Origin of the sequence: Paenibacillus arenosi (assembly GCF_014841135.1) — a bacterium.
In the GTDB taxonomy this organism is placed as follows: domain Bacteria; phylum Bacillota; class Bacilli; order Paenibacillales; family Paenibacillaceae; genus Paenibacillus_B; species Paenibacillus_B arenosi.
Genome location: NZ_JACYTN010000012.1, coordinates 70,490 through 94,388, shown reverse-complemented (window position 1 = coordinate 94,388; position 23,899 = coordinate 70,490). Strand labels below are relative to the sequence as shown.

General features: G+C 40.9%; 19 protein-coding genes, 2 pseudogenes and 1 CRISPR repeat array. Of the genes and pseudogenes, 18 read left to right on the top strand and 3 right to left on the bottom strand.

Annotated features, from left to right (window positions below; genetic code table 11):
- Positions 1 to 146: 146 nt before the first annotated feature.
- The 7 genes from IFO66_RS14840 (at position 147) to IFO66_RS14810 (ending at position 9,313) form a co-directional block, all read left to right on the top strand.
- Entirely contained in the window at positions 147 to 884 is a 738-nt protein-coding gene (locus IFO66_RS14840) for a hypothetical protein (protein WP_192025898.1), read from the top strand.
- A 160-nt stretch (positions 885 to 1,044) separates the two neighbouring features.
- Complete coding sequence (locus IFO66_RS14835) at positions 1,045 to 1,455, top strand: BlaI/MecI/CopY family transcriptional regulator (RefSeq protein ID WP_192025897.1); 411 nt, start codon at positions 1,045 to 1,047, stop codon at positions 1,453 to 1,455.
- Positions 1,452 to 3,293 carry a M56 family metallopeptidase gene (locus IFO66_RS14830; RefSeq protein ID WP_225445785.1) on the top strand — a complete coding sequence of 614 codons (1,842 nt, stop codon included), beginning with the start codon at positions 1,452 to 1,454 and terminating at the stop codon, positions 3,291 to 3,293. Before IFO66_RS14835 ends, IFO66_RS14830 begins: the two co-directional genes overlap by 4 nt.
- A gap of 272 nt (positions 3,294 to 3,565) precedes the next feature.
- Entirely contained in the window at positions 3,566 to 5,458 is a 1,893-nt protein-coding gene (locus IFO66_RS14825; protein ID WP_192025896.1) for an alkyl/aryl-sulfatase, read from the top strand.
- A 197-nt stretch (positions 5,459 to 5,655) separates the two neighbouring features.
- Positions 5,656 to 6,627 (top strand): ABC transporter ATP-binding protein, encoded by a 972-nt coding sequence (locus IFO66_RS14820; protein ID WP_192025895.1) that lies wholly within the window; start codon positions 5,656 to 5,658, stop codon positions 6,625 to 6,627.
- Positions 6,624 to 8,138: an ABC transporter permease/substrate-binding protein gene (locus tag IFO66_RS14815; protein WP_192025894.1), complete on the top strand. Its 1,515-nt coding sequence runs from the start codon at positions 6,624 to 6,626 to the stop codon at positions 8,136 to 8,138. The genes IFO66_RS14820 and IFO66_RS14815 overlap by 4 nt, the downstream gene beginning before the upstream one ends.
- 167 nt (positions 8,139 to 8,305) lie before the next feature.
- Entirely contained in the window at positions 8,306 to 9,313 is a 1,008-nt protein-coding gene (locus IFO66_RS14810; RefSeq protein ID WP_192025893.1) for a DUF1835 domain-containing protein, read from the top strand.
- A gap of 188 nt (positions 9,314 to 9,501) precedes the next feature.
- Here the strand turns inward: IFO66_RS14810 and IFO66_RS14805 are convergent, their stop codons facing one another.
- On the bottom strand, positions 9,502 to 10,062 hold the full coding sequence (locus tag IFO66_RS14805; protein ID WP_192025892.1) for an NAD(P)H oxidoreductase: 561 nt from the start codon (positions 10,060 to 10,062) through the stop codon (positions 9,502 to 9,504).
- A gap of 252 nt (positions 10,063 to 10,314) precedes the next feature.
- On the opposite strand from IFO66_RS14805, the gene IFO66_RS14800 reads away from it, so the two are divergent.
- Complete coding sequence (locus tag IFO66_RS14800; protein ID WP_192025891.1) at positions 10,315 to 11,220, top strand: copper amine oxidase N-terminal domain-containing protein; 906 nt, start codon at positions 10,315 to 10,317, stop codon at positions 11,218 to 11,220.
- A gap of 131 nt (positions 11,221 to 11,351) precedes the next feature.
- Here IFO66_RS14800 and IFO66_RS14795 read toward each other — a convergent pair whose 3' ends face one another.
- The gene (locus IFO66_RS14795) at positions 11,352 to 11,738 is read right to left on the bottom strand and encodes a VOC family protein (protein ID WP_192025890.1); all 387 of its coding nucleotides are present in this window, start codon (positions 11,736 to 11,738) and stop codon (positions 11,352 to 11,354) included.
- Positions 11,739 to 11,922: 184 nt separating this feature from the next.
- Here IFO66_RS14795 and IFO66_RS14790 point away from each other — a divergent pair, with 184 nt between their 5' ends.
- From IFO66_RS14790 to IFO66_RS14765, 6 genes are all read left to right on the top strand, one after another.
- Positions 11,923 to 12,252, top strand: a complete 330-nt coding sequence (locus IFO66_RS14790; protein WP_420488672.1) for a transporter — start codon at positions 11,923 to 11,925, stop codon at positions 12,250 to 12,252.
- A gap of 262 nt (positions 12,253 to 12,514) precedes the next feature.
- Positions 12,515 to 13,072: a GNAT family N-acetyltransferase gene (locus IFO66_RS14785; RefSeq protein ID WP_192025888.1), complete on the top strand. Its 558-nt coding sequence runs from the start codon at positions 12,515 to 12,517 to the stop codon at positions 13,070 to 13,072.
- 203 nt (positions 13,073 to 13,275) lie between these two features.
- A CRISPR array of direct repeats spans positions 13,276 to 13,855; the repeat unit is 32 nt; unit sequence GTCGCATCCTACATGGATGCGTGGATTGAAAC.
- A gap of 579 nt (positions 13,856 to 14,434) precedes the next feature.
- Entirely contained in the window at positions 14,435 to 15,232 is a 798-nt protein-coding gene (locus IFO66_RS14780; RefSeq protein ID WP_192025887.1) for a hypothetical protein, read from the top strand.
- A gap of 84 nt (positions 15,233 to 15,316) precedes the next feature.
- Positions 15,317 to 15,676: a hypothetical protein gene (locus IFO66_RS14775; protein ID WP_192025886.1), complete on the top strand. Its 360-nt coding sequence runs from the start codon at positions 15,317 to 15,319 to the stop codon at positions 15,674 to 15,676.
- A 70-nt stretch (positions 15,677 to 15,746) separates the two neighbouring features.
- Positions 15,747 to 16,439: a DUF4274 domain-containing protein gene (locus IFO66_RS14770; RefSeq protein ID WP_192025885.1), complete on the top strand. Its 693-nt coding sequence runs from the start codon at positions 15,747 to 15,749 to the stop codon at positions 16,437 to 16,439.
- 100 nt (positions 16,440 to 16,539) lie between these two features.
- Positions 16,540 to 18,201, top strand: coding sequence for a DUF6138 family protein (locus IFO66_RS14765; RefSeq protein ID WP_192025884.1), 1,662 nt, complete (start codon positions 16,540 to 16,542; stop codon positions 18,199 to 18,201).
- A 99-nt stretch (positions 18,202 to 18,300) separates the two neighbouring features.
- Here IFO66_RS14765 and IFO66_RS14760 read toward each other — a convergent pair.
- Positions 18,301 to 18,765, bottom strand: a pseudogene (locus tag IFO66_RS14760) (glucan biosynthesis protein); the annotation flags it as partial.
- Positions 18,766 to 19,192: 427 nt separating this feature from the next.
- On the opposite strand from IFO66_RS14760, the pseudogene IFO66_RS23825 reads away from it, so the two are divergent.
- The 4 genes and pseudogenes from IFO66_RS23825 to IFO66_RS14745 form a co-directional block, all read left to right on the top strand.
- Positions 19,193 to 19,461: pseudogene (locus IFO66_RS23825) on the top strand (GNAT family N-acetyltransferase); the annotation flags it as partial.
- 668 nt (positions 19,462 to 20,129) lie between these two features.
- Positions 20,130 to 21,020: a DUF6602 domain-containing protein gene (locus IFO66_RS14755; RefSeq protein ID WP_192025883.1), complete on the top strand. Its 891-nt coding sequence runs from the start codon at positions 20,130 to 20,132 to the stop codon at positions 21,018 to 21,020.
- Complete coding sequence (locus tag IFO66_RS14750) at positions 21,020 to 23,182, top strand: Cas10/Cmr2 second palm domain-containing protein (protein ID WP_192025882.1); 2,163 nt, start codon at positions 21,020 to 21,022, stop codon at positions 23,180 to 23,182. The genes IFO66_RS14755 and IFO66_RS14750 overlap by 1 nt, the downstream gene beginning before the upstream one ends.
- Positions 23,179 to 23,898, top strand: a complete 720-nt coding sequence (locus IFO66_RS14745) for an RAMP superfamily CRISPR-associated protein (RefSeq protein WP_225445783.1) — start codon at positions 23,179 to 23,181, stop codon at positions 23,896 to 23,898. The genes IFO66_RS14750 and IFO66_RS14745 overlap by 4 nt, the downstream gene beginning before the upstream one ends.
- Position 23,899 lies beyond the last annotated feature (1 nt).

Below are 23,899 nucleotides of genomic sequence, written 5' to 3'. Positions count from 1 at the left end.
CAGCGCCTTATGTAATTACTTTTATAAAAATAAAGAGGCCTTCTCTATGCAAATAGGTTGACATTCACAAACTACAGTTGTAGTATTGTTCTTGTAACTACAAATGTAGTTTAAGATCGCAATGAGGAAGAAAGGAGAAACACAACATGAACACAGTATCAAAAGCAGCAGTTGCAGTACTAAGCGGTGTCTTATTACTCGGCTCCTCCATGCACTTTACAGCAGGAGTGGGATCGAATAAAGCGACGCAGCAACAGCCCGTTAAAAAAGCAGCCAAATCAAGCCAAGCTATACCAGAAGAAGACAAACAGTTTATTGAAAATGAATTGAAAAGAGTAAAGGAGCTAAGCGAGAAGTCCGGTGATATGTTTATTTTGTATCACAAATACAAAGTATTGAATAGCGGACTTGATCTAAGCTTCTGGGGAGGGACTCATTCCTACAAAACGTATGAAGACTATTTGAAAAAAGCCTCTACGTTGAAAGGGTCAATCATGCAGCAGCCTTCCAATTTACCGAAGGGCTATACGTTCTCAGAAGCATTAATCGAAGGCCCAACGGAAGGAAAGTTCGTTGCTGAAGCGAGAGCCGAAGGCAAGAAAAGTGGAAAACCGCTCTATACCAAAAAGATAGATTGGAAAGAAGCAGCAAGCATTCGCCTGAAATATACGAAAGGCAAAAATACTATTGCTCTTTCTAAGTTTACATTAGACAAAGATTCAACGAAGAAAAAAGGTTATTACGAAGATGAGCTCCCGAAACATATTTATCCTAAATATGTGTACTGGCAGGATGATACGTTTGGCTACAGTATATCCACGACATTTGACATGCCAAAAAAGCAAAAAATCGAAATTTTGAAAAAAGCGATTAAGAAAAAGTAGTTGTTAGATGCTGCATGATACTAAATATATGGGAACTTTTCTCGACTAAACAGGTTGACATTACTAAACTACAAATGTAGTATTTTAATATATAACTACATACGTAGTCTGATAATTGTCTACACGTAATCTGAGAAAATGGACCGTGGAGGTTTCACAAATGCAGCACATACCATCCATTACCGATGCAGAACTAGAAGTCATGCGTATTTTATGGACGAATCCAGATCGCCTTTCTAGCGAAATCGTAAAAATAATGGCGGATCGAATGGATTGGAGTCCGAATACAACTCGAACGCTCTTGAACCGTTTGGTGCAAAAACAAGCGGTTGGGGTGAAGCTAGATAATAGTGCAAAGCGTTTTCAGCTATTTTACCCCCTCGTTAGCGAGCAGGAATATTTGCGATCCGAAACTAAGTCTTTTGTTAAAAAGCTGTATGGCGGATCATGGAGGCCCATGCTAGCCCACTTTTTAGAAGATGAAAAGTTGAATACCCAAGAGATTGAGGCATTAAAAGCTTTATTTGACGATAATGGCAGCGACAAACAACAAGAAAAGAGAGATAGATGATGAGTCCTTCCTTATATGCAGGTTTAGTGTCCATTTTTGAGTGGGTCATTCAGGCATCCTTCATGGCAAGCATATTAGTTATTGTTGTTCTTATTTTACAATTTATAATGAAAAACAAACTGGAAGCGAGATGGCACTATTTACTGTGGATGCCTGTTGTCATCCGTCTTCTGCTGCCGTGGGCACCAGAATCATCGCTAAGTGTGTACAATATGTTTGCATTGGAAAGCATTGCGCCTGGTGTGCATGAGCGAGTTCAAGATTCAGCGGCATGGCATCATTGGCGGAAGGACACGCTAGGGGTCTCGGAAGATGGCGTTTATTATCAAGGACTTTCCAATATCGAATTAACCGACGGAACAAATGAGAATCTTTTATCAGGGGCGGGGCAAGAAGATGCTTCATGGTGGAGCGTTGTCAAGCAATTAGGTTTCATAAACATGCTGATGGTGGTATGGTTTGCAGGCGTTATGATTTTAACTGTAAAGACCGTAGTTGATCAATTTCGCTTGAAACAAGCGCTTCGTGCAGGCCGGGCCATTGATACGCCTTATTTATCGTCATTATTTCAGGAGACGAAGCAGTTATTGCATATACAGCGAAACGTTCGCTTCGTCGCATCAGAGCAAATTCCTGGACCAGCAGTGGTTGGCTTACGGAACCCTGCGATCGTTATATCACCCAGTTTGCTTGTAACACTACAAAGGGATCAACTGCGCTATATTCTCGTGCATGAATTTGCACATATTAAGCGCTGGGATGTGGCTGTGAATTGGATGATGCACTTCCTACTGATTCTCCATTGGTTCAATCCGCTGCTATGGCTTGCTGTTCACAAAGCAAGGCAGCATCAAGAGCTTGCTTGTGATGCATGTGCACTGGATAGACTGAGTCCTCAGCAAAATCATGCATACGGGCTAACGATTCTCCACGTGCTGGAGCATTTTACAGGACATCATCAGCAGCCAGGGGTTGCTGCTTTGTCTGCCACTCATAAACAAATGAAAAGGAGACTTATCATGATCAAACATTTTCATAAAAAATCATATAAATTATCTATTCTAGGATTAACGATGCTTCTTGCGCTTGGCAGTGTATCCTTGGTTAATGCTAAAGAAAGCAATACAGGCCCTACATCACAACCAGCGATTGTTTACCCAGAGGGAATAGATTCTTTGGAAGAGCGCGAGAACTATAAAAAAGCAATAGACGAAGCTAACCGAAAATCCACTGAAGCAGCCAAATCTATACCTGCCGAGGATTTGAAGTTTATTGAAGACGAGAAAAATAGAGTGAAACAACTACATAAACAAACAGGCGATATGTTTGTTTTGTATCATAAATATAAAGGCATTAATAGTGGTCTCGATCTAAGCTATTGGGGAGGAATCGACCATTACAATAGCTACGAGGACTATATGAAACAAGCCTCTACGCTAGAAGGGTCCATCTTAGAACAGCCGTCCAACTTACCAGAGGGATTTACATTCTCAAAAGCTAGAATCGAAGGCCCAACAGAAGGGGAATTCGTGGAAGAAGTACGAGCTGAAGGAAAGCAGAGCGGTAAACCTATCTACGTGAAAAAGATAGATTGGAAAGAGGCTGCAACCATACGTCTTGAGTATACGAATGGTAAGGACACGATTGCGATTTCTAAGTATACTATTGGCGCAGATGAAGTGAAGAAAAATGGTTTCTTTGAGGATGATTTGCCAGCCCATATGTATCCAAAATATATGTTTTGGCATGATGATAAGCACGAGTACAGCGTTTCCGCTACATTTGATATGTCTAAGAAAGACAAGATCGAACTGCTAAAAGAAGCGGTTAAAAAATAAAATAAGGTGTAATTGTGCGCAGCTAATATACGAGTTAGCCCAAACACGAATTGCTCTAAGCAATTGACGAGGTTAGCCCATGTGGTCCAGTGAGATACTAGGATTGCATGGGTTTTTTCTTTGTTTGGAAAGTGACCGTCTATATCCGGCTGTTGTGCTTAACATAAACATTAGAAAAACGGAGACAATAGCAATGAAAATAGCAGTATACATATTACGCAATATGCATTGAAAACTATACAACTTAACAAAACATACGGAGGTATTCGTAAATGTCAAATGAAGCTACACCTAGATTAGCTACTTCTTTTACAAAAAAACTACACGAACATGTTTATAACGAGTTGAACTTTGAAAATAAACAAGATTATGAAGAGGCTAAAAAAGGTTTCATCGCACCATTAGAAACGAAAGTTTTTAATGATGAAGGTGACATTGCTTGGGATATCGAACAAATGAAATTTATAGAGCAAGATCCAGCACCTGAGACAGTGAACCCAAGCTTATGGAGAAATGGGCAGTTGCAGACGATTACAGGCTTATTTGAAGTGGTTGAGGGTGTTTATCAAGTACGTGGTCAAGGATTAGCCTACACCATTCTGATCGAAGGTAAAACGGGTGTCATTGTGTGTGATACACAATCAACGATAGAATCGGCCAAGGCAGTCATGCAGCTGTATTATAAACATAGACCCAAAAAACCGGTATCCGCCATTATTATTAGCCAAAGCCATATTGATCATTATGGTGGCATCCATGGTATATTGCACTATGCTGAGAACGCAAATATCCCGATTATTGCGCCAGAAAATTTCACCAAAGAAACGATGAGTGAGCAAGTACTATTAGGTATAATCATGAGTCGTCGTGCTCAATATCAAGCTGGAGCGATGTTACCGATTGGTCCAACAGGGCAAATAAACGCTGGCATAGGTCTTGATGTAGGTAGTGGTACGATAAGCTTTAAAGCACCTACTAATGAAATCCATGAAAAATTCCTTAAAACTGAAATAGACGGCATCACGTTTCAATTCCAGTTGGCTCTAAATACAGAAGCTCCTTCGGAGATGCATTTTTATGTTCATGATTATAAGGTTATGTTTGCATCCGAAAATGCCAATAGAACGATGCATCAAATCTATACACTACGAGGTGCAAAGCCGCGAGATACATTAGCATGGGTGAATGCACTGGATACAACCATTGATTTTTGTAAAAAAGTTGAGCTTGAAGCGTTGATTATGATCCATGCGTGGCCTGCGTTTGGAAAGGAAAATGCGCTATATCATTTAAAAATGCAGCGTGATATGTACAAATATATGCATGATCAAACGGTTCGCCTAGCTAATCATGGGTATACGATGGATGAAATAGCAGAAGCGATGCAACTTCCTCCTACATTGAATACGTATTGGGGTAATCGAGGCTATTATGGAACACTCAAACATAATGTGAAAGCGATATACAATTTTTACTTAGGGTATTACAGCGGTAATCCATCCGATTTGGATCCGCTACCTCAAGTCGAGTCTGCCCAAAAGTATGTTCAATATATAGGGGGAGCGTCGAAGGTAATCGAACAAGCCAGAGTCGATTATGAAAAGGGAGAATACCGGTGGGTTGCTCAAATTTTGAAGCATGTCGTTATGTCCGAACCAGATCATGAAGAAGCTAAGCAATTGCTAGCTGATGCCTTTGAACAACTAGGATTCCAAGCAGAATCTGCGATTTGGCGCAATGTATATCTGTCTGGTGCCCACGAACTAAGACATGGCGTCAAATCCGAAACGAAAAATACATCAAAAATGTTAAACGATGTGCCCGTAGATGACTTCTTTAAGCTGTTGGCGATTAAATTGAATGGGCCAAAAGCGGAAGGGATATCCGTAACGATAAATGTGACTTTCACAGATATGAATGAGACGTACACGTTGTATGTGGAAAATAGTGTGTTAACGTACAAAGCAAATGTAGCAGCCGACCAACCTGATACTGCCTTAATTATCGACAAAGTGGCATTTTATAAGATCGGAACGGGTCAACTTACACCAGAACAAGCGCTGGCAGATGGTCAGTTATCCTTATCGGGTGAGTCTGCAAAACTAAATGAGTTTTTAGAGCTTTTGGATACGTTCGACATTATGTCCAATATTGTAACTCCTTAAGTGGGAATACGGTTAGGATAACATAACCACAACATAGGTATAGCTCAAATTGAATATTTAATAAAAAAGCCGCGATCATCGCGGTTTTTTACTATATGATGAGTACTATGTTTCAGCAGTAACCAATATGTCTAAGGAAGACAAGATTGAATAAGACAAGAAGTGGGCTTGTATTAAAGCAATAAAGGAGTCAAATCATGATCCAATTCCAAAATGTATCCAAGCACTTCGATCAGGGTGCACCTATCGTAAAATCTTTACATTTGACCATTCATAAAGGCGAGTTCTTTGTCTTAATTGGCCCAAGTGGCAGCGGGAAAACAACAACCTTGAAAATGATAAATCGACTTATCGATCTGTCGGAAGGTACGATTCTCATTCATGGAAAAAAGATCAGTGACTATGATATTCACGAACTACGTTGGAACATCGGCTATGTGCTGCAGCAAATTGCTTTATTTCCTCATATGACCATTGCGGAGAACATCGCCATCGTACCTGAAATGAAGAAGTGGACGAAAGAAAAGATGGTGGAGCGGGTAGATGAATTACTGACGATGGTAGGCTTAGAACCCCATATTTATAGAAATAGAAAACCGAGAGAACTGTCTGGTGGGCAACAGCAAAGAGTGGGGGTCATTCGAGCACTTGCAGCAGATCCTGACATCATCATTATGGATGAGCCGTTCAGTGCGCTAGATCCGATTAGCAGAGAAAAGCTGCAGGACGATATTCTGACATTGCAAAGATCGATTAAGAAAACAATCGTATTTGTAACACATGATATGCAGGAAGCATTAAAGCTGGGGGATCGCATCGCGATCATGAAGGACGGAGAATTGGTGCAGGTGGGAACTCCTGATGAATTAGTTCATCGACCAGCCAATGACTTTGTGAGCAGCTTTATAGGCAGGACAGATACGAAATTACCTGTCGCAGATTTTGATCTGACAAGACTGATATCCGATTCAACCTCTTTTACAGGGAATTATGAGGGAATGGAAACGCTAAGCGTAAATAGCTCACTGGAACGCACACTAGAGCTGTTATCCCAACAGGAGCAGGTACCCGTCGTAAGAGACGGAGTAATGGTTGGTATGTTAGATCGCCAAACGATGCTGCAGCATTTATCCGGTCAGGTGAAAATGAAAGTAGGTAACGTCAAATGAGTACTTTGTGGCAGACCTTTCTAGACCGAAAAGAAGACTTATGGAGCGCATTAATCGAGCATATGACCATCTCGTTTATCTCGTTATTTTTTGCGCTATTGATATCCGTTCCTCTAGGTATATATTTGACACGAAAGAAAAAAGCAGCTGAGATCGTGATTGGAGCAGCTGCTGTATGTCAGACGATTCCTTCTTTAGCTCTACTTGGTCTGCTTATACCGCTAGTTGGTATTGGGACAGTGCCGGCCATCATTGCTCTCGTCCTTTATGCACTGCTACCCATTCTAAGAAATATATATACGGGGATTATGGAAGTAGATCGCAGCTTGATTGAAGCTGCCCGAGGTCTTGGCATGAATAATCGCAGGCTTTTGCTTAAAGTGGAACTTCCTCTTGCGATGCCAGTCATTATGGCAGGTATACGTACAGCGATGGTGCTAATTATAGGAACCACGACTATTGCCTCTCTTATCGGAGCAGGTGGGCTTGGGGATTTAATTATCGTTGGAATTGATCGGAACGATACTAGCCTTATTGTCCTTGGTGCAATTCCCGCTGCTGTATTAGCTTTACTATTTGATTTTTTATTAAGGAAAATTGAAAAATTCTCATTTAAGAAGTCAATGGTATCGGTTGTTTCGGCTGTTATCGCCGTCTTTTTATTGATTTTCGTATCTCTTGGGTTTCAATCCCAAAAAGATTTAGTTATAGGAGGGAAACTGGGAGCAGAGCCGGAATTATTAATGAATATGTACAAACTTCTTATAGAAGAAAATACGTCGCTTAACGTAGAGCTGAAGCCCAATATGGGCGGAACCTCTTTTGTATATACCGCGCTTACATCTGGCAGTATCGATCTATATCCTGAATTTACGGGGACCGCTATTGTTGATCTTTTGAAAGAGCAACCTGAAAGTACCGATCAAACTAAAGTATTTGAGCAGGCGAAAGATGGGCTGCAGAACAAATTGAATTTACGGATGCTGGAGCCCATGGCTTACAATAATACATACGCTCTTGCTATTCCTTCAGCTCTGGCAGAGAAATACAATCTTAACACGATTTCTGACTTAAAAGCAGTCGAACATTTGCTGCACGCTGGTTTCACACCGGAATTTCCTGAACGGGAAGATGGATATTTAGGTATTCAGAAGTTGTACGGCATTCAATTCGCCAAGATCAACATTATGCAGCCAGCACTAAGATACACAGCCTTGAATAATGGTGACATCCATGTGATTGATGCCTATTCAACAGATAGTGAACTCCAGCAATATAACCTTACTGTATTAGGGGACGACAAACATCTTTTTCCACCTTATCAAGGAGCACCCTTATTAAAAGCTGAAACGTTAGCGAAATATCCCGAGCTGGAAAACGTATTGAACAAGCTTTCCGGCAAAATTACGGATGATGAAATGCGACTCATGAATTACAAAGTAAATGTGGAGAAGAAAGATGCAGCTTCGGTGGCCAAACAATTTCTGAAATCGAACCATTTGCTGCCTTAACTAGTAATATGAGATGAACGAAAGTGCCTGCACAAGTCGCGTTGCAGGCACTTTTACTGTTATAGGGAATAGAAATATACGATTTAGTCACTGTCTATTCTTTGCACAACAGAACAAAGGAGTTGAGTGTGCATGTGGTTCAACATTTGTTTGAGGGAGGAAAAGGGATGCTGCATATTGTAAACGGAGATCACGTAGCTGAAACACTAAAGAAAGTTGTAGATAAAGGCGACATTCTCGTTTGGAGAGAAGTGTATCCTGATGGACCAAACTTCACGAATCCCGCAGAACCTGCCAATCGTGAAATAAGAGCACAATATTTGGAGCAAGCAATGGGCATTCCAACCGCGGAGTTCACTAGGAACTCTGAAATACAGGAGAAGCAGCTAGCAGATTTCGCTCAATATGATGAGGTTGTATTGTGGTTCGAGCATGATTTATTCGACCAGACGATGCTGTGCTACTTGCTCCATTGGTTTGCTCAGCACCCACTAGGCGATACGAAGTTAAGCTTATTGTGTATCGGCTCGTTCCCAGGTATCGAATTATTCCGGGGACTTGGACAGCTTCATGCAGAGCAGATGGCTACACTATCAGGCACGTGGCAAATCGTTGGCAGCGAACAACTAGCCCTCGGCTCTGCCCTATGGGAGGCGTATGTTTCTTCCGATCCTAATAAGCTTTCACAACTGCTGAATGGTGACACTTCGGCATTGCCGTTCGCTCAAGCTGCATTTCAGCTGCATCTTGCACGCTTTCCATCTGTCCATAATGGGCTAGGCATCGTTGAGCAAATCACGCTGGAACATGTCCAGAATGACGATTATACACCCTATATTTTATTTCAAAAGGTGGGAGATAAGCTGCATGAGCTTGGCATGGGGGATTTGCAATATTGGCATGTATTATCTAAGCTTTCGCAAGGTACTCAGCCACTTCTACATATCGAAGGATTGGAGTCTTTTCCTCATTTCCAAGGTACGCCACCTTCCTTTCATAACTGTACTATCTCCCTTACGGAACTGGGTCGACAAGTGCTGGAAAGCAAAGTTGACTGGATAGCGTTATATGGTATCGATACGTGGCTGGGTGGCGTGCATGTATTAGGGCAGTCGGTACCTTGGCGTTGGGATACAGAAGCGAATGCTATCGTCAACTGCCGTAAGGATAAGTAACTGCTGAATAAGATGATAAATACGCTTTATTCATAATTAAAATAGAATAGTAAACACGCATTGTAAGCATAGAAAAAGCTCGCATGTTGAAATACGGCAAATTAACATGCGAGCTGTGTAAGCTTCAAAAATTAAGGAATACGATTCTTTAACAAGCTTCCGTATCAAGCATATCCTAGCATTTCTAATTACTCATAGTTTCGTCCAAGCTGATAAGCACGTTCTAGCAAACTTTCAATATGTTCCTTCGACTCGGAAAGGGTGTCGTATAGAAGCTCGACGTTGGATTCTTTCACACGTGCATAGCCAGATACAGCTACATTAAGATAGTGCTTTAGCATCTCCTCGCGGTTGTATTTTGACATATGATCTTCATCTCCGCCGGTCAGACAAATCCACAGCACTTTTTTCTCACCCATCTTACCAAACAACCCCATATTCCATACTTTATCCAAATACGCTTTAAGCATGGAAGGCAAGCTGTACTGCCATAATGGAAATACGTAAATAAGGGTGTCTGCTGCAGCAATCCGATCCATCTCCTTACGAACCTCTGGAGCGTAGATTTTATCTGGCTTTATCCAGTCCTTCTCATCTTCTACCGTATAAATAGGGTTGAACCCATCACGATGCAAGTCTAATACATCTATCTCATGGTTATTTTGCTTCAGACCTTCTACAATGCGATTCATCACTGCATGCGTGAGAGAATTTGTGCGAGGATGAGTTACGGTAATAAGAGCTTTCATCGTTCAACAACCTTCCTTTTTGTAGAATTCCGGTAACTTCATGAATAATAGCTCAGCATATTGGGTAATGTCCGGATATAGCTGCAATTATGGATAATATACAACCAGTTGTGAAGTACGTACTTTGAAGTGCTATAGGTACTCTCAAGTTCCCTAGTGATTAGACTCAGTCCACAGAAACTTTTTTAATCGTTATTTCGTCTATATATATAAGTACATATAAAAATATCTTATCAACTTTGGAGGTACGTTATGAAGAGAAAGCTTCTAGGCATGATGGCAGCAGCCCTTGTATGGGGGGCTATTTCAGCAGGAACCAATGTACAAGCATCGGGTTTACATACTTCTCCACAAGTGTTCATAGATGGCATATGGCAAAGTGATGTCTTGACATTGGAGGGCCGCACGTTAGTACAATTGGTGGCATTCAATGATCCGACTTGGACAAATTATTCCTATGATAAACATACGAAAACGATAAGCATTACGAATAAAGCGAAAACAATTGACATCCGGATTACAGCTGGTCAGAAAGAAGCATTGGTTAACGGAACTAAAAAAACGTTGGATGTTCCAGTAACGATTCGCAATGGACGTACCTATGTACCACTTCGTTTTCTGTCAGAACAGCTCGGTGGTAGCATCTTCTATCATAAGCAGAGCAAAAGTACGGTCGTGCAAACTCCTTCACGTGTCATGCAAATGAAGACGCTAATGGAAGGGGAGCTATCAGAAGCGCGGCAGATTGCTATTTCGTTACCAGTTATATACGAGAAGGACGCATTAAAGAGAGAAGGGGAAGGGTTCACCAGCCGTTATGTTTTCCCTGAAGGTGAAGCTTTGCGTTTCATCGAAGAGCATAGAGATCTGAGGGAATATATTGAAATCAGTGAACATGGTTTTGCTGAAGTAAAGTGGGCGGAAGATAAGTACGACACTCCGGGCGCTAAGAAACGAGAGTGGGGTAAGAAACCTGCAGCGTTTGGAAGTTCTGTTTACTTTATCGATCAATTAATGCTTGACACGACAGAGTATGGAAAGATTAATAATGCTGGTGTAGAGACAAAGCTTGGGCGGATTGACAGAACACAACCTGAAAACAAAAATAAAGTGATTGTTGCAATTGAAGGTGAGAAGCGTAAGGATGTACGAAAATAGAGGAGTAATGAAGTAAAACAATTGATCTGCATGCAATTATTTATAAACAACCTAGCATGAGCATTCAAACTAAAAAAGTCGATTTCCTGTATAAGGGATCGACTTTTTTGCATTTTTCGTATTTTTCTATATTAAACTTTAAAATACACAACTTCCCATAGATGCCCATCAAGGTCTTTAAAGTGTCCTGTGTAGCCCCAATCATACTCCATCGGCTCCGCAGAAATTGTTCCTCCAGCAGCTTTGGCCTCAGTCAAGATGGAGTCAACTTCTTCTTTACTATCAGCTTGATGACTAAGACTAATTGAAGAGAATCTTGGGGATGAGCTCGATTGATTAGCTGTGTTATCGAATTCACTACGTAAATAAAGCACCAACGATAAATGTCCTTCTAATTGAAATAGGATATGTTCACCACCCATTGTAATATCAGTTAATCCTAGTCCATCCCTGTAAAAAGATAATGCGCGCTCTAGGTTGTCTACTGCAAGTGTAATGATACTAACTTTTGGTTTCATTTGTATCTACTCCAATCTTGTATCTTAGTATAAAAATTTCTTCTTTAATTATCTTCTCGATAAAACATTCGTGATCGATTAATTGTGTTATTTTCTATTAACGGGGATTATAGGTATTCGTCCAATCCAATGCATTCACTCCAACATACATTGTTTTAGCCTACTTGTAAAAGGAGTGAATCCATTGGCGTTTGTACCATTGCCAGGACCATCTGGACCGATGATGCCACCACCGCCAGGTCCAGGTCAGGGACCTCAAGGACCCGGTCAACAGGTACCAGCAGCTCCACCCCCACCATTTGTTCCTCAAATGTCTCCACTTGCTATTGATCCTGGAGCTATTTCCCGCTGTTTGTTTCGGAATACGTACGTTTGGTTGAGAAATGGAGATAGCTTTTGGTTCTTCCCAACCTTTGTAGGACGCACTTCAGTATCAGGATTTAGGTTTTTCCGCGGAAGATGGATGTTCTTTGGCGTTGACTTAAGACAAATTGTTTCCTTTACTTGTTTTTAATTATTCAAAATGGCTGCCACATCTGTAGGCAGCCATTTTTATTAGATACATATACGATTCCATTATATTTAAATATACCATAAGAAGAGATCCTATTCGGTAGCGAGAATCGTAATTAGCGAACACTTAAAAATCCACATTATGGATAAATGTGATAGATAAAGTTTGTATTTCCTTGTATAATGGTACTATCTTTTAGTATGAAGGGACTGAACTATGCGCAGATGGTCAATATTTTAAAACCAACTATTTCAACTATAAAATGGAGGTAAAAATATTGATTACTTGGAATACGGAGCTACACATGGAACGCTTGTACATGAGGAAAATGAATGTGTCGGATTCGCCGAGCTTATTTAAAATTTGGTCTGATCCGGATGTCACCGAATTTATGAATGTGAGTAGTTTTACTGAGGAGCGTCAAGCGAAAGATCTAATTAAACTTCTAGATGAACTTTCTCAAGACAACAAAGCCATTCGGTACTCAATTATTGAAAAAGGATCGAATGAAATTATAGGTTCTTGTGGCTTCAATTACTTGGATTTTGAACATGCCAAGGCGGAAATCGGTTATGACATTGCTAAAACATCATGGGGTAGAGGATACGCCACGGAAGCGATTCAATCTTTGCTAAATTACGGTTTCTCAACGCTAGAACTTAATCGAATAGAAGCCAAAGTAGAACCGGAGAATGTTAACTCGGCAAAGGTCTTGCAGAAGTTAAACTTTACATTTGAGGGAACATTAAGACAGTATGAAAAAATAAATGGTATATTTAATGACCTTACTATGTATTCGAAGTTACGATCTGATGCATAGTGTTGATAGTATAAGCGATCTCTTTATTTAGTGGTGCGAATGTGAAGTGCACATGAAATCCCCGGGACATTCGCACCAATTATTTTCTATTTATTTACTTTAAAATGTCGTGCGTTCTTTTTGTTTTGGTGATAAATGTACTTTTTATTTGACTGTTTCCAGTGAAAGGGGAACGATCGTTCTTCTTTCGCTGGAAATTCGCTGTCGCATCCTACATGGATGCGTGGATTGAAACACAACTAGAAGAGGCGCGGCTAAATGCATCGCCACGTCGCATCCTACATGGATGCGTGGATTGAAACCAGATTCGATTGCTCATAGACCTTGAAACGAGCGGTGTCGCATCCTACATGGATGCGTGGATTGAAACTATGGTCGGCCCAGTCGTGACAGAGCAACCAAGCACAGGTCGCATCCTACATGGATGCGTGGATTGAAACCCTAAGTCCATTGGACGCTGTATTTGAGCATTGACTGGAGTCGCATCCTACATGGATGCGTGGATTGAAACAAATAAGATTCTAAACGGAATTGAGTAGATACAGAGTCGCATCCTACATGGATGCGTGGATTGAAACATCGATGTAGGTATTCATTTGCTTTAATGTAATCGTCGCATCCTACATGGATGCGTGGATTGAAACACACCCTCCGTATGCGGGTAGGAAGCTCTTAAATTGGGTCGGATCCTACATGGATGCGTGGATTGAAACAAGCATCTGTTGCTCATCAATTTTGTTTTGCTCTTCAAGTCGCATCCTACATGGATGTGTGGATTGAAACACCCTTGACACGCAGGGCGAGAACGTTGACGTATATGGTCACATCCTAAACAGATAATAGAACAAGAATCATCGCAGGATGAAAAAATCCAGATAATATTTATAGCGCGTACATAAATAACAAAAAGACAAAACATTCAGGTCCAGAAGTGATTTGGTACGGACCCGTTAGGAATTAGCACCATACGAACGAATCGTATATGCAAAAGGTTGGCACTTTAATAAGGAGAGTTTCTAAAGCGTCCAACAACACGGTTAGGAGAATATACATTTGCCGAGGGATCCTATTAACGCTGATTTGGATCAAAAGTTTAAAAAAGCATTAAGAGAATAGGCAACTAGAAAGGAACGGATACGTCGTAAAGAAGCCCTGCCTACTTAATGGTGCAGGGCTTCTTTGTATTCGATATATTTCATTCAGCTATTAAAATTATTTGTAACGTGGAGATGAACTAGCATTTTTTTGATAAAGTGTGCAATTGTTCATCTTTTTTGTGAAATTCGTCTCTGTCACCGTATAGCTTTGCAAGTGTATCATAAAAGATAGACAATACATTTCAATAGTAGGAGTCGAATTGCAATGGATGCTAAAGCAAAAAAAATATTGATCAACACGTTCTGGAGCTCTGGCGGATGGAGGTCAGGCGGTTACTCTTACACGGATGAAGACTTTCAATATGCGAAAAGCAAAGGGTTAATGTTCGATCCAATAACGCTATCACATGAGGAATGCGTGCTGGCATTAAGAGAACTGCACGAGCGAAAAATAACAAAAGAAATAGTAGTTCGTGCCTTTCTACACAGTTTATCCACGCGCAAGGTTTATTTACGAAGCGCCCTGTCCAGCTTTGCCTTGACACATCAATTACCGATACATACTTTCGCAGAACGGGCGGCAGAACAAATAAACTACTGTGCTTGTGGCGATTGCAATGACAATAAACTGGTGGCGAAGGAACATTATGATGATGAGGATCTGAATGTACTTAACTTTGAGCGAATCAAATGGGGCGGCGTCCGTTTGAACTGGCTGCTCTATTGTATGATGGACTTGAATCTACTTAGTCAGGAAGCGGAGTTTGAGGTTAGAAGCGAAGATATTGATATTCTCAAGCAAATGATCGAAGCCGTAGAGGCATGCGAGGAAAAGGATGCAGCCCGACAGTTAGAGAAGCGCTGGAAAGAAATTTTTCCTAGCAACCAGCATGAACGAGATCGCGTGATGGAAATATGGGGCTACGCTGGTCTGTTACAGTCCCAGAATGATTACCGTAAAGAGCGTGGACGTGGAACTGACTTTGTCTCAATGGCAACCTGGAGAGGCGAGGATCGGTACTGTGCGGATAGGTTGAAAGACTACTTTGGGGAATATTTGTAGTTCCTGAATGTGGAGCTGCAACGGTAAGAGCGCATAACTAAAATAGTAATGAGGGACGAATACAACTCAAGAGGAGGGGGTCCATTGACAACAATAAATGAAATTTTCGCAATCATCCGCACAGACGGCTTCTTTGAAAATGTTTTCGATAAAGAAGTAGATTGGGACGCAGAGTTAGATGCAAGAGATGCTGCTGAATTTGATAATGTATGGCGTTTGAGTTATGAAAAATTAAATCATCTCGTTCCCGATGAACAGGAGATGATTCGAGATATTAGGGAATTTGCGTTCAAGCAAACGTTTCGGATTACGAATAATCCAGAATTGGCAGGATATACGTCGGATGATTTTGGTCTTATTGCCAAAGCAGTTGATAACAAGATCGATATTCCATTTATTTATGACCTGTGGAAGTCCTATCTTCAAGGAAAATTTCCAAGCTGAACGTAGTTCAGATCAAATACATATACAATTGTTCAAGAAATACTAGATTGATAACGGAGGTCGACTTTTTGTGGATTGGAAAGAAGTCAGCAAGATGAGGGACCTAGAAGAGATTAGCAAAGCTCTAACCAAGCTAAATGTGAATGAACAGGACGAGCGGGGAAGAACGCCTCTCATGCTATTTTTAACCAATCGAATGCCTATCCAAGCGATTGAACTGTTAATCGAACAGGGGGCAGCGCTTGATTTAGAGGATAAGCTTGGAGATACAGCACTTAAAAAGGCAGTTAAATTCAAGCAGACCGATGCGATTCATAAATTAATCGAAGCAGGTGCGGAGCTTAATTCGACGCGTGGTATTTTAGCGACGGCTTGGAATGCAGCACGCAGCGATACCAAAATGGCCGATTTGCTGCTTGAGACGGAGGGGGCGATTCGCCTAACTTTGACGGCACAGGAACAAGAGATCGTAGATGAGATTTTATATGAGGAGTCTCTAAAAAAAGTGTGCGAAAAAATCGGTCGCTTGCATTCCTCGGTTCTGCTGCATGCGATTGTGAATCGGTATAACTGGGATGACGGTCCCGAACCAATGATGTCAGCCTTCGAGAACTCGGCCATTTCCGAGATTACACTGCTTGACATGTACGAGCTGCTAGAAGGTGATTACTGGTTGGAGAAGGACGATTCGGAGCTCAAGGAAACAGTAGCGGGGTTGCGTTGGCAAGAGCTTGCCTTAAGGATAAATGCAAGATTGTCCTAATCTTTACTGCGGGGAGAACCGCGCTGCAAGCAGCACATACAGCAATGTAGAACAATAAAACGGACGGCAGCGCTTTGCACCTATGAAAGGGGAGAAACCGTTGAATCAGGCTGTTGAAGCTTTTTTGGACGATGTATGGCAGGAAGTTATGTCTATATATGCGAAAGAAAGAAAGAGGATTGATGAATTAAAAGATCGAAGCAGCTTGCAAGCAGGTATTAAGGACTATGTTCGTGTTGCGTGGCGCAAGGGTAAGTTTGCATGGGCGAATGGGAAGATTCATATTGATGTGTATGAACCATTTTCTTGGGGTGACGACTCGTACAAAATGGAAGCCGGCTCCTATATTACGGAGCTAACTGATGAGCTTTTGACCGAACAGTTTTTTCCTGCATTATGCGGACGTATGGAGCAATTATTTCTTTCAGAGGAATGGGGCCCTCGGTTCTTTAATTACAAGTTTGAGGTTGTATTTGAATTCGAGTGGGAGCAGTCGAAGGTCATGCTAACAAAGAAGCTGCTTAATGAACCTAAATGGATTCAACTTCAACAATCTTTGGAGCAATTTATCGAAACGAAGATTTTTTCCGATCCGCCCGTGCTGCCCAAAGAAAAGGATATATTCTTTTTTGCCTATCATTTGGTCAATCCAGATATGATGCAGCAGAAAGTTGAAGAGATTGAGCCTCTTATTCGTCGGCTCTCCGACAAGCTTACGACGAATCAAGAACGTAAACATGATTGGATTACTCAATATACAAGAGCCTTCAGCGAATGGTCTGAGGAGCATTTTTTACCGCAGTATTTTAGCCGTTCTGAAGATTATGGGTCCCATTGGGTTGCGAAGGAACAGGGGGATCATCCTCCTTTGGATGCAGAAGAAATGGAATTCTTTCTTTATGCAGCCTTGCAGATTGGCTTTACCGAGCCGGATACTCGGAAGAAGTATCTAGAGCTGGCGGTCATTCTAGGTTCTAAACAAGCAGCTGACTATTTAAAAATAGGCAGTGGAAAATTTGAGAGTACCTATCGAGGAGAACAGATAGAGGCCCGAAACAATGATGTCTTGCAGACGATCGACATCCGAATCCTCTCTGAAGAAGAGACGGCTTACAGGGAAGCGCTTGATTATATCATCCAACTGTTGCGACAAGATTTCCCTAAAGGCTACCATATAAAGTTAAAAAGTAGTCAAAAACATTTTCTACCGTTGAAAAAACTGGCGAAGTCCAAGCTGCATCAGTTTTTTGCCAATGCGCTCAGCTACCCAAGCCTATTTCCTAAGCTTGCGGAATATGCGGAAACCGCGATGGAAGAGTTCGCGTGGTACAACGATGTGGAGCCGGGAGAAAAATCCGTCATGCCGGGCACTTACGCTGTATTTGGCCTCGGATTGTACAGCGAAGCTTATTTTCCGTTAGTATGCCGTTATATGGAATTGGTGGATACAGAGCATCAAATGGTGCAGGATAGCTATGCGCAAGCATTTATTGAGGCCCATGGCGTAAAGGCAGAGCATATGCCCGTGATTGTCTCCATTTTGCTAGGAGGCAATGAAGAAGGAAGACAGGTCAAAAATCTGACCATCGATCATCCTGAGCTTGCCGATGCACTTGTCGAGGCACTAAAGGGTAAAGAAGTCTATGAAATCGAGCTGGTTGTGTGCCGGATTTTCGGAAGTGTGAAGAAACTGAGCGCAGCAGCCAAGAAAGCAGATTCGCCTCTAAAAGAAAGCTTGGAGGAGCTGTTGGGACAACTTTAAACGTATCCTTTTAAAGGGCATGGATAAGAAACAAATACCACCTATCTCCTTGCAACAGATGGAAGGGAATAGGTGGTATTTCTGTTACGGCTATATTACTCAGATGGCAGAAATCGTTTTAATCAGTTCGGCCGTGAACCGATCTGTAAACCGAAGTTGCTCATGATCTTGCACGATTCTTCCTTCTTGTATCCGCCGATCCAACCATTCGCTAATACTGTTAGGTGCGTAGCCGCTCTGACCAAATTCGCCACCGAAGGCAATCATCTTCTCATAAACAGCAAGGTACTGCTCGCGATTCGTTTCTGGATAGGACCTGGTGTACAGCCAAAACTGCACATCATACATTAAATATGATAACTCATCGGCATGAAAGGAAAAATAACCTTTTTCCTCAACAATTTTTGTACAGACTGTGCGAATCTTCATCTCAATCTGATCAACTTCTGTTACTCGCGAGCAAAGTTCCTCCAATAACGGAGAAAATTTGCCGTGAGCAACTTTGTAAAGTGCTTTTGTCTTGTCCTCTTCAGAAGTATCATATTCCTCTTCGTTCACAAGGCCTAAGTAGGTGTTCTTCGGTACTCCGTCGTTTTCAGTTTCATTAGGGCTATATAAGAAGAGGGGAGTTTGTATCCAAGTTCTTCTTCAATTGAACGGATAAGGTAGCATTCACAGACGCTCCTGCTATCAAAAGCAAAAAAATCATACATTTCCCCAAATCATTAGTTTGTTCCTTCCTAGTTGAGATTTACTGAATGTATCAGTGGAATTTATTGCGTGTATCAGAAACAGGTTTAAGCTAAACGAAACCTAGTGAAACATATAAATATATGTACAAAATACTATATTATTATAACGTGAGAAGTTGACGCAAACATCCCACTATTATACTATAGTATGAATATTCTTTTATTCGGCTCTGAGAATATGTAAACATAATCCACATCCGATAGAGAGTTCCATATTATAGATTCAAACACATGATAAAAATTTTGAACATGCAACAGCAGAAATCGGATATGACATTGCTAAAACATTTTGGGGAAGAGGACAGCTATTCCCTCTTTAATAGATAACGGATTCTCAATTTTAGGGCTTAATCTGATTGAAGCCAATGTAGAGCTGAGGAATGTGAATTCAACCAAAGTGTTACAGAAGTTGAACTTTACATTTGAGGGAACACTGAGACAGTATGAAAGAGTAAGCGGAATATTTAACGACCTTGCTATGAATTCGAAACTACGATCTGATGTATAGAGTTGATAGTAAAAGCGATCTCTTTATTTATTTCGTGGTGCGAATGTGAAGTGCACATGAAATCCCCGGGAAATTCGCACCATGTATTTTCTAGTTATTTACTTTTTTCGTTTCATGCACACCTTCTGTTTTGGTAATAAATATAATTTTTATTTTAATGTTTCCATCAAAAGGGGAATTAACGTTCTTCTTTTGATGGAAATTCGCTGTCGCATCCTACATGGATGCGTGGATTGAAACTAAAAACACAATTTCATGGTTGAATAGGTCGCCGTCGCATCCTACATGGATGCATGGATTGAAACATTGTCTGCTGGAATTCGTGGATCAGCGACTGCTGCGTCGCATCCTACAATGATAGTTGAAACAAAAGCGAAAATAGTTGTGTTGATAAAATAAGTTTGAAAAGACGGTACCTTCGCTAAGTCTAGCTTGTATGCTAGAGCGAAGGTCCGTCTTTTTGTTATTCACGTAAATGCAGCATATATGGTTGATGATTGTAGACTTTAGGGGAATTCAACCGAAATTTGATTTGAACAGAGAGGAGTTCAGGTGATTCATGTAGAAATATGCTGTTATATGGAGTATTAAATCAGATTACCACGCTTATAGAGCCCACTTATTGAACGTAATAATCATGCCAACATTTAACGCAATGGAGGAGCCAAATGACAACGAAATCGCTCACTAAGCCACCAAAACAAATTATGATTGAAAACATTCGTTCAAATTATCGCAAAGTAGAGAAGTCGATTGTAGAGCAGTTGTACATGAAGCATGATTTGCATGGAACTACTGTCGGTTCGAATAGAGAAGATATATGGAAGCAATTGTTTGAGATGATTATTCCGAAAAAGTTTATTATCGAGTCGTCCGTGTTTATCATCGATTCGAAAGGTAATGTTTCTCGAGAGGTCGATCTGGCAATTATGGATGAAACGTATACACCTTATATTTTTCGTAATGGACGTATTAAATTTATCCCGATTGAAGCGGTTGCCGTCGTCGTGGAATGCAAAAGTCAAAGTCTAGACAAAGAAACGATTACTGAGTGGAAAAAAAGTATGAGTAGTTTGTGTACTTCTGTTGGAGCAATAGCTAGAATGGCCGGCTCTATTTCAGATAAACCGGTGTGTACACAACCTTCTACAAGGCCGATTCGCGTCCTATGTGCTCTTCAGTCACAAGTTAAAGAGGGTATTTCCGACGGGTTTGATATTGTCCTATCCGCGGTACAAGAAGGCAAATCATCCGGGCAAGGTAGTATCGAAATTAATTATTCTAATAGTGAAAATTTATCCTATTGGTTCAAGCAACTGAATTTCCACGAGGGTGATGAGGTTAATAAGGTTGATAAGAAGGCTGCAGATGCGTATGCCGCACCGCTGGAGGGTATCGATCTAGAACAATATAAAGTGTATGATCCCGATGGGAACGAAATATCTTTGCTTACGTTCAACTTCCAACTTAACCAACTGCTAATGCTGATTAACAATCCGATCCTTTTCCCACATCGAGCATATGCCAAACTATTTGATTTTCAGAGGGAGGGTATTTGATGAAGCAGTACATCGTAGCTTTTTCAATCGACAAAGTACAAACCTTCCTCTATCATGTCCTGCGCGTGAATATACAAGAAAATCAGTCGAACAGCGGCACGTTAAAAGACATTATGAACTCCTCGAAACTGATCTCAGAACAGTTCTATCAAGATATCGGATTGGAAGGTGACACTGGGGTATTTAGCAGTCACGTGTCAAAAGAACTGTTGAAATGCTCAGGAGTGTGTATTTTTACGACTTCGTTACATCCGAACGAGATTATAGATAGAGCAGATCGTTTATTTCAAGATTACTATAAATCGTTTGCAGGACAACTGTTGGTCAAATATGTTTACTTTGAGAAAGAGATTGTAAATGATCAGCACAAGCTGGAAGCGATCAAAGAAAGCAAAGAGAGACTTAGACATACATCATGTCTAAATACGATGATCGAAAGGCAACATGAGCTGTTGTTTCAATTTAATAAAGTTCCTGCATCTGATAGGAAAAGTAAATCCACTATTGATGACAGCAAGTATCCCGCTTTTTCTCGTACGATCAACGAACTTTTTTCAAATGAGGAGAAGGGGAATGATAACCATTTCCGTATTGCGGTGATAAAAGCCGATTTGGATGGAATGGGTGATTGGTTTGGACAAATCAAGACATATGAGGGGTATAAAGCGGTAAGTGAGCTGTTATCAAGCGATATTTCTTTGGAATCCTTACATCGTCAAGCACAGAGTTATCAAAATAAAAATAAAGGCAAGCAACGTGATAAATCTAAGGACACGCAGAATGATAGACGCAATCATTTTACTCTCTATCCGCTCTACATAGCAGGCGATGACATTTTCTTTGCGGTCGCTTCACCTTGGCTGACTGAAGGTGTGAACATATGTAAAAATCTGTTGGAGCAATTAAATGAAGGAATAAAAGCAATCAACATAACGTACGCTACCAATCTTCAACCTCTTTCCATGAGTATCGGCATTGATTTTACATTCAATCGTGAGCCAATCCGTTATTACTATGAGCGGGTACAGCAACAAGTAGAGTGTGCCAAACAGGTACCTCCATTACAGGGATTATCTGCTTCGTATGTCAAAGTAAGCATCAATCAGTATGTGTTTTATGACTTTGATCCGCCTAAAGATAAGAAGGAAGTCTACGCAGACATTCCGAACTGGAGACACTTCTTAAACATGGTTAAGCGTCTGAAGCAAGCAATAAGCCAAGGGTATGTAGGTCATCACTTTTTCTATCATTTGCTTGAAAAAATTACTGACCCTACGATATGTAAGACCGATGTGAAATACAGCAACGCCGTACTCTATCATTTGTTGCCTGAGAATCTCGGTAGCAGCAACATAGAGTTAGCAAAATCCGAATTATTAATTCTCGAATCACTTATCAAACAGCTTTTAGTGAAGCGGGGGACGTACCAGAAAGCTCCACATTTTTTGAATGTCAAGCCTGAACAGCGTAAGCGTCTAGAGTCTTACGTTCGCTTACTGTTATTGTTTTCAGATCCAAGATTCAATATTAGAGAAGACCAACAATCTAATTCCCGCGTGGAATATAACGGGAACGATATCCGAAAAACGTTTTTCAATAAGGCGTTACGGTATTTGTTTGAACAAAGTCTGCTTTACTCACTTAAGAATACGGGAAGTGCTTCCAGTCAAGATAATAGGAAGACGTTTCGAGACATATTAGTGAAACATACAGAGTATTCAGCTAAGGAAACAACGAAGGAAGCGGAAAACGTTAAAATTTATCGCACGCTTCGCATTTCTAGCTCTATGTTTCATCGACTAAAGAATAGGAAGCAAATCGATATCTACAAGGCTGCTGAGATGATTCATTATTTTAATGATCGAACAGAAGAAACGATCAATGAGTTGGAGGAGCAACGAGCAAGTGAGAAGAAAGCACCTCCCAACTTATTTTTTGACAAGGACAGCTTTATACATACGGCAAAACGTTCACAACTTTGGACCGAGGACTATATCGACTCTCTATACATCCTTCATCAGTACAATGAGTTATCGATCCAATTTAAAAGCAATCCCAAATTATCACCCGGGCAAGAAGCGAAAAACAAGAAGTCACCACATAAAAATGCACAACGATCATTTAACAAAGGACAGCAGTCTCACAGGGGGAAAAAGAGATGAGTATCGAAACGATTCGTTTTAAAGTGACTACGCTTTCGAATTTATTTATCGGAGGATCGCCAGCCACGTTTGAAATTGGCGGTGTCGATTTGTTTACCGTTACGGATCATGAAGGCAATCCATACATTCCTGCCTCTTCCTTCAAAGGGAGTTTGCGTACAATCGTTCGCGATATAGTAAATGAAGGTGTTCTATCGGATGCGGATGAAATTAAACAAAGTTACCTAACTTATTTGAAAAAAATGGAAAAAGAAAACGAAGTGCAGTTAGAGCAAATGAAAATTGAAGATGAACGAAAAAAGAAAGTGTTGGATCGATTTGAGCGTGTAAAGAAGCAAGCATCTGCGGAATGTTTGTTTGGAATGGAAGGATTCAATCATACGCCGAAGTTATTATTTAATGATTTGCGACTGTCTTGCGGCACAGCTGATCCATTTTCCATCGATTCGAAAAACACGATTGAGATCAGTAATGATGGAGCAGCATCTGCTATCTCAGCTAACCCACGAACTTATAAGACCGTACGTCCAGGCGTACAGTTCGCAGGCGAAATCAATATGTACATGATGAACAAATTATCGATTGAACCGCAGACGGTGAGAACATTTATCACGCATGCGATCCAGCAGTTTAATGATGGTGTGTATCGTCTGGGTAACTCAGGCAGTCGTGGATACGGCAAAATACAAGTAGAGATTATTGGGGAGGATGAGTAGG

Excerpts from the sequence above, each read along its gene's own strand:
- IFO66_RS14840 (WP_192025898.1), top strand. The coding sequence starts at position 147 with ATGAACACAGTATCAAAAGCAGCAGTTGCAGTACTAAGCGGTGTCTTA.
- IFO66_RS14835 (WP_192025897.1), top strand. The coding sequence starts at position 1,045 with ATGCAGCACATACCATCCATTACCGATGCAGAACTAGAAGTCATGCGT.
- IFO66_RS14830 (WP_225445785.1), top strand. The coding sequence starts at position 1,452 with ATGATGAGTCCTTCCTTATATGCAGGTTTAGTGTCCATTTTTGAGTGG.
- IFO66_RS14825 (WP_192025896.1), top strand. The coding sequence starts at position 3,566 with ATGTCAAATGAAGCTACACCTAGATTAGCTACTTCTTTTACAAAAAAA.
- IFO66_RS14820 (WP_192025895.1), top strand. The coding sequence starts at position 5,656 with ATGATCCAATTCCAAAATGTATCCAAGCACTTCGATCAGGGTGCACCT.
- IFO66_RS14815 (WP_192025894.1), top strand. The coding sequence starts at position 6,624 with ATGAGTACTTTGTGGCAGACCTTTCTAGACCGAAAAGAAGACTTATGG.
- IFO66_RS14810 (WP_192025893.1), top strand. The coding sequence starts at position 8,306 with ATGCTGCATATTGTAAACGGAGATCACGTAGCTGAAACACTAAAGAAA.
- IFO66_RS14805 (WP_192025892.1), bottom strand. The coding sequence starts at position 10,062 with ATGAAAGCTCTTATTACCGTAACTCATCCTCGCACAAATTCTCTCACG.
- IFO66_RS14800 (WP_192025891.1), top strand. The coding sequence starts at position 10,315 with ATGAAGAGAAAGCTTCTAGGCATGATGGCAGCAGCCCTTGTATGGGGG.
- IFO66_RS14795 (WP_192025890.1), bottom strand. The coding sequence starts at position 11,738 with ATGAAACCAAAAGTTAGTATCATTACACTTGCAGTAGACAACCTAGAG.
- IFO66_RS14785 (WP_192025888.1), top strand. The coding sequence starts at position 12,515 with ATGGAGGTAAAAATATTGATTACTTGGAATACGGAGCTACACATGGAA.
- IFO66_RS14780 (WP_192025887.1), top strand. The coding sequence starts at position 14,435 with ATGGATGCTAAAGCAAAAAAAATATTGATCAACACGTTCTGGAGCTCT.
- IFO66_RS14755 (WP_192025883.1), top strand. The coding sequence starts at position 20,130 with ATGACAACGAAATCGCTCACTAAGCCACCAAAACAAATTATGATTGAA.
- IFO66_RS14750 (WP_192025882.1), top strand. The coding sequence starts at position 21,020 with ATGAAGCAGTACATCGTAGCTTTTTCAATCGACAAAGTACAAACCTTC.
- IFO66_RS14745 (WP_225445783.1), top strand. The coding sequence starts at position 23,179 with ATGAGTATCGAAACGATTCGTTTTAAAGTGACTACGCTTTCGAATTTA.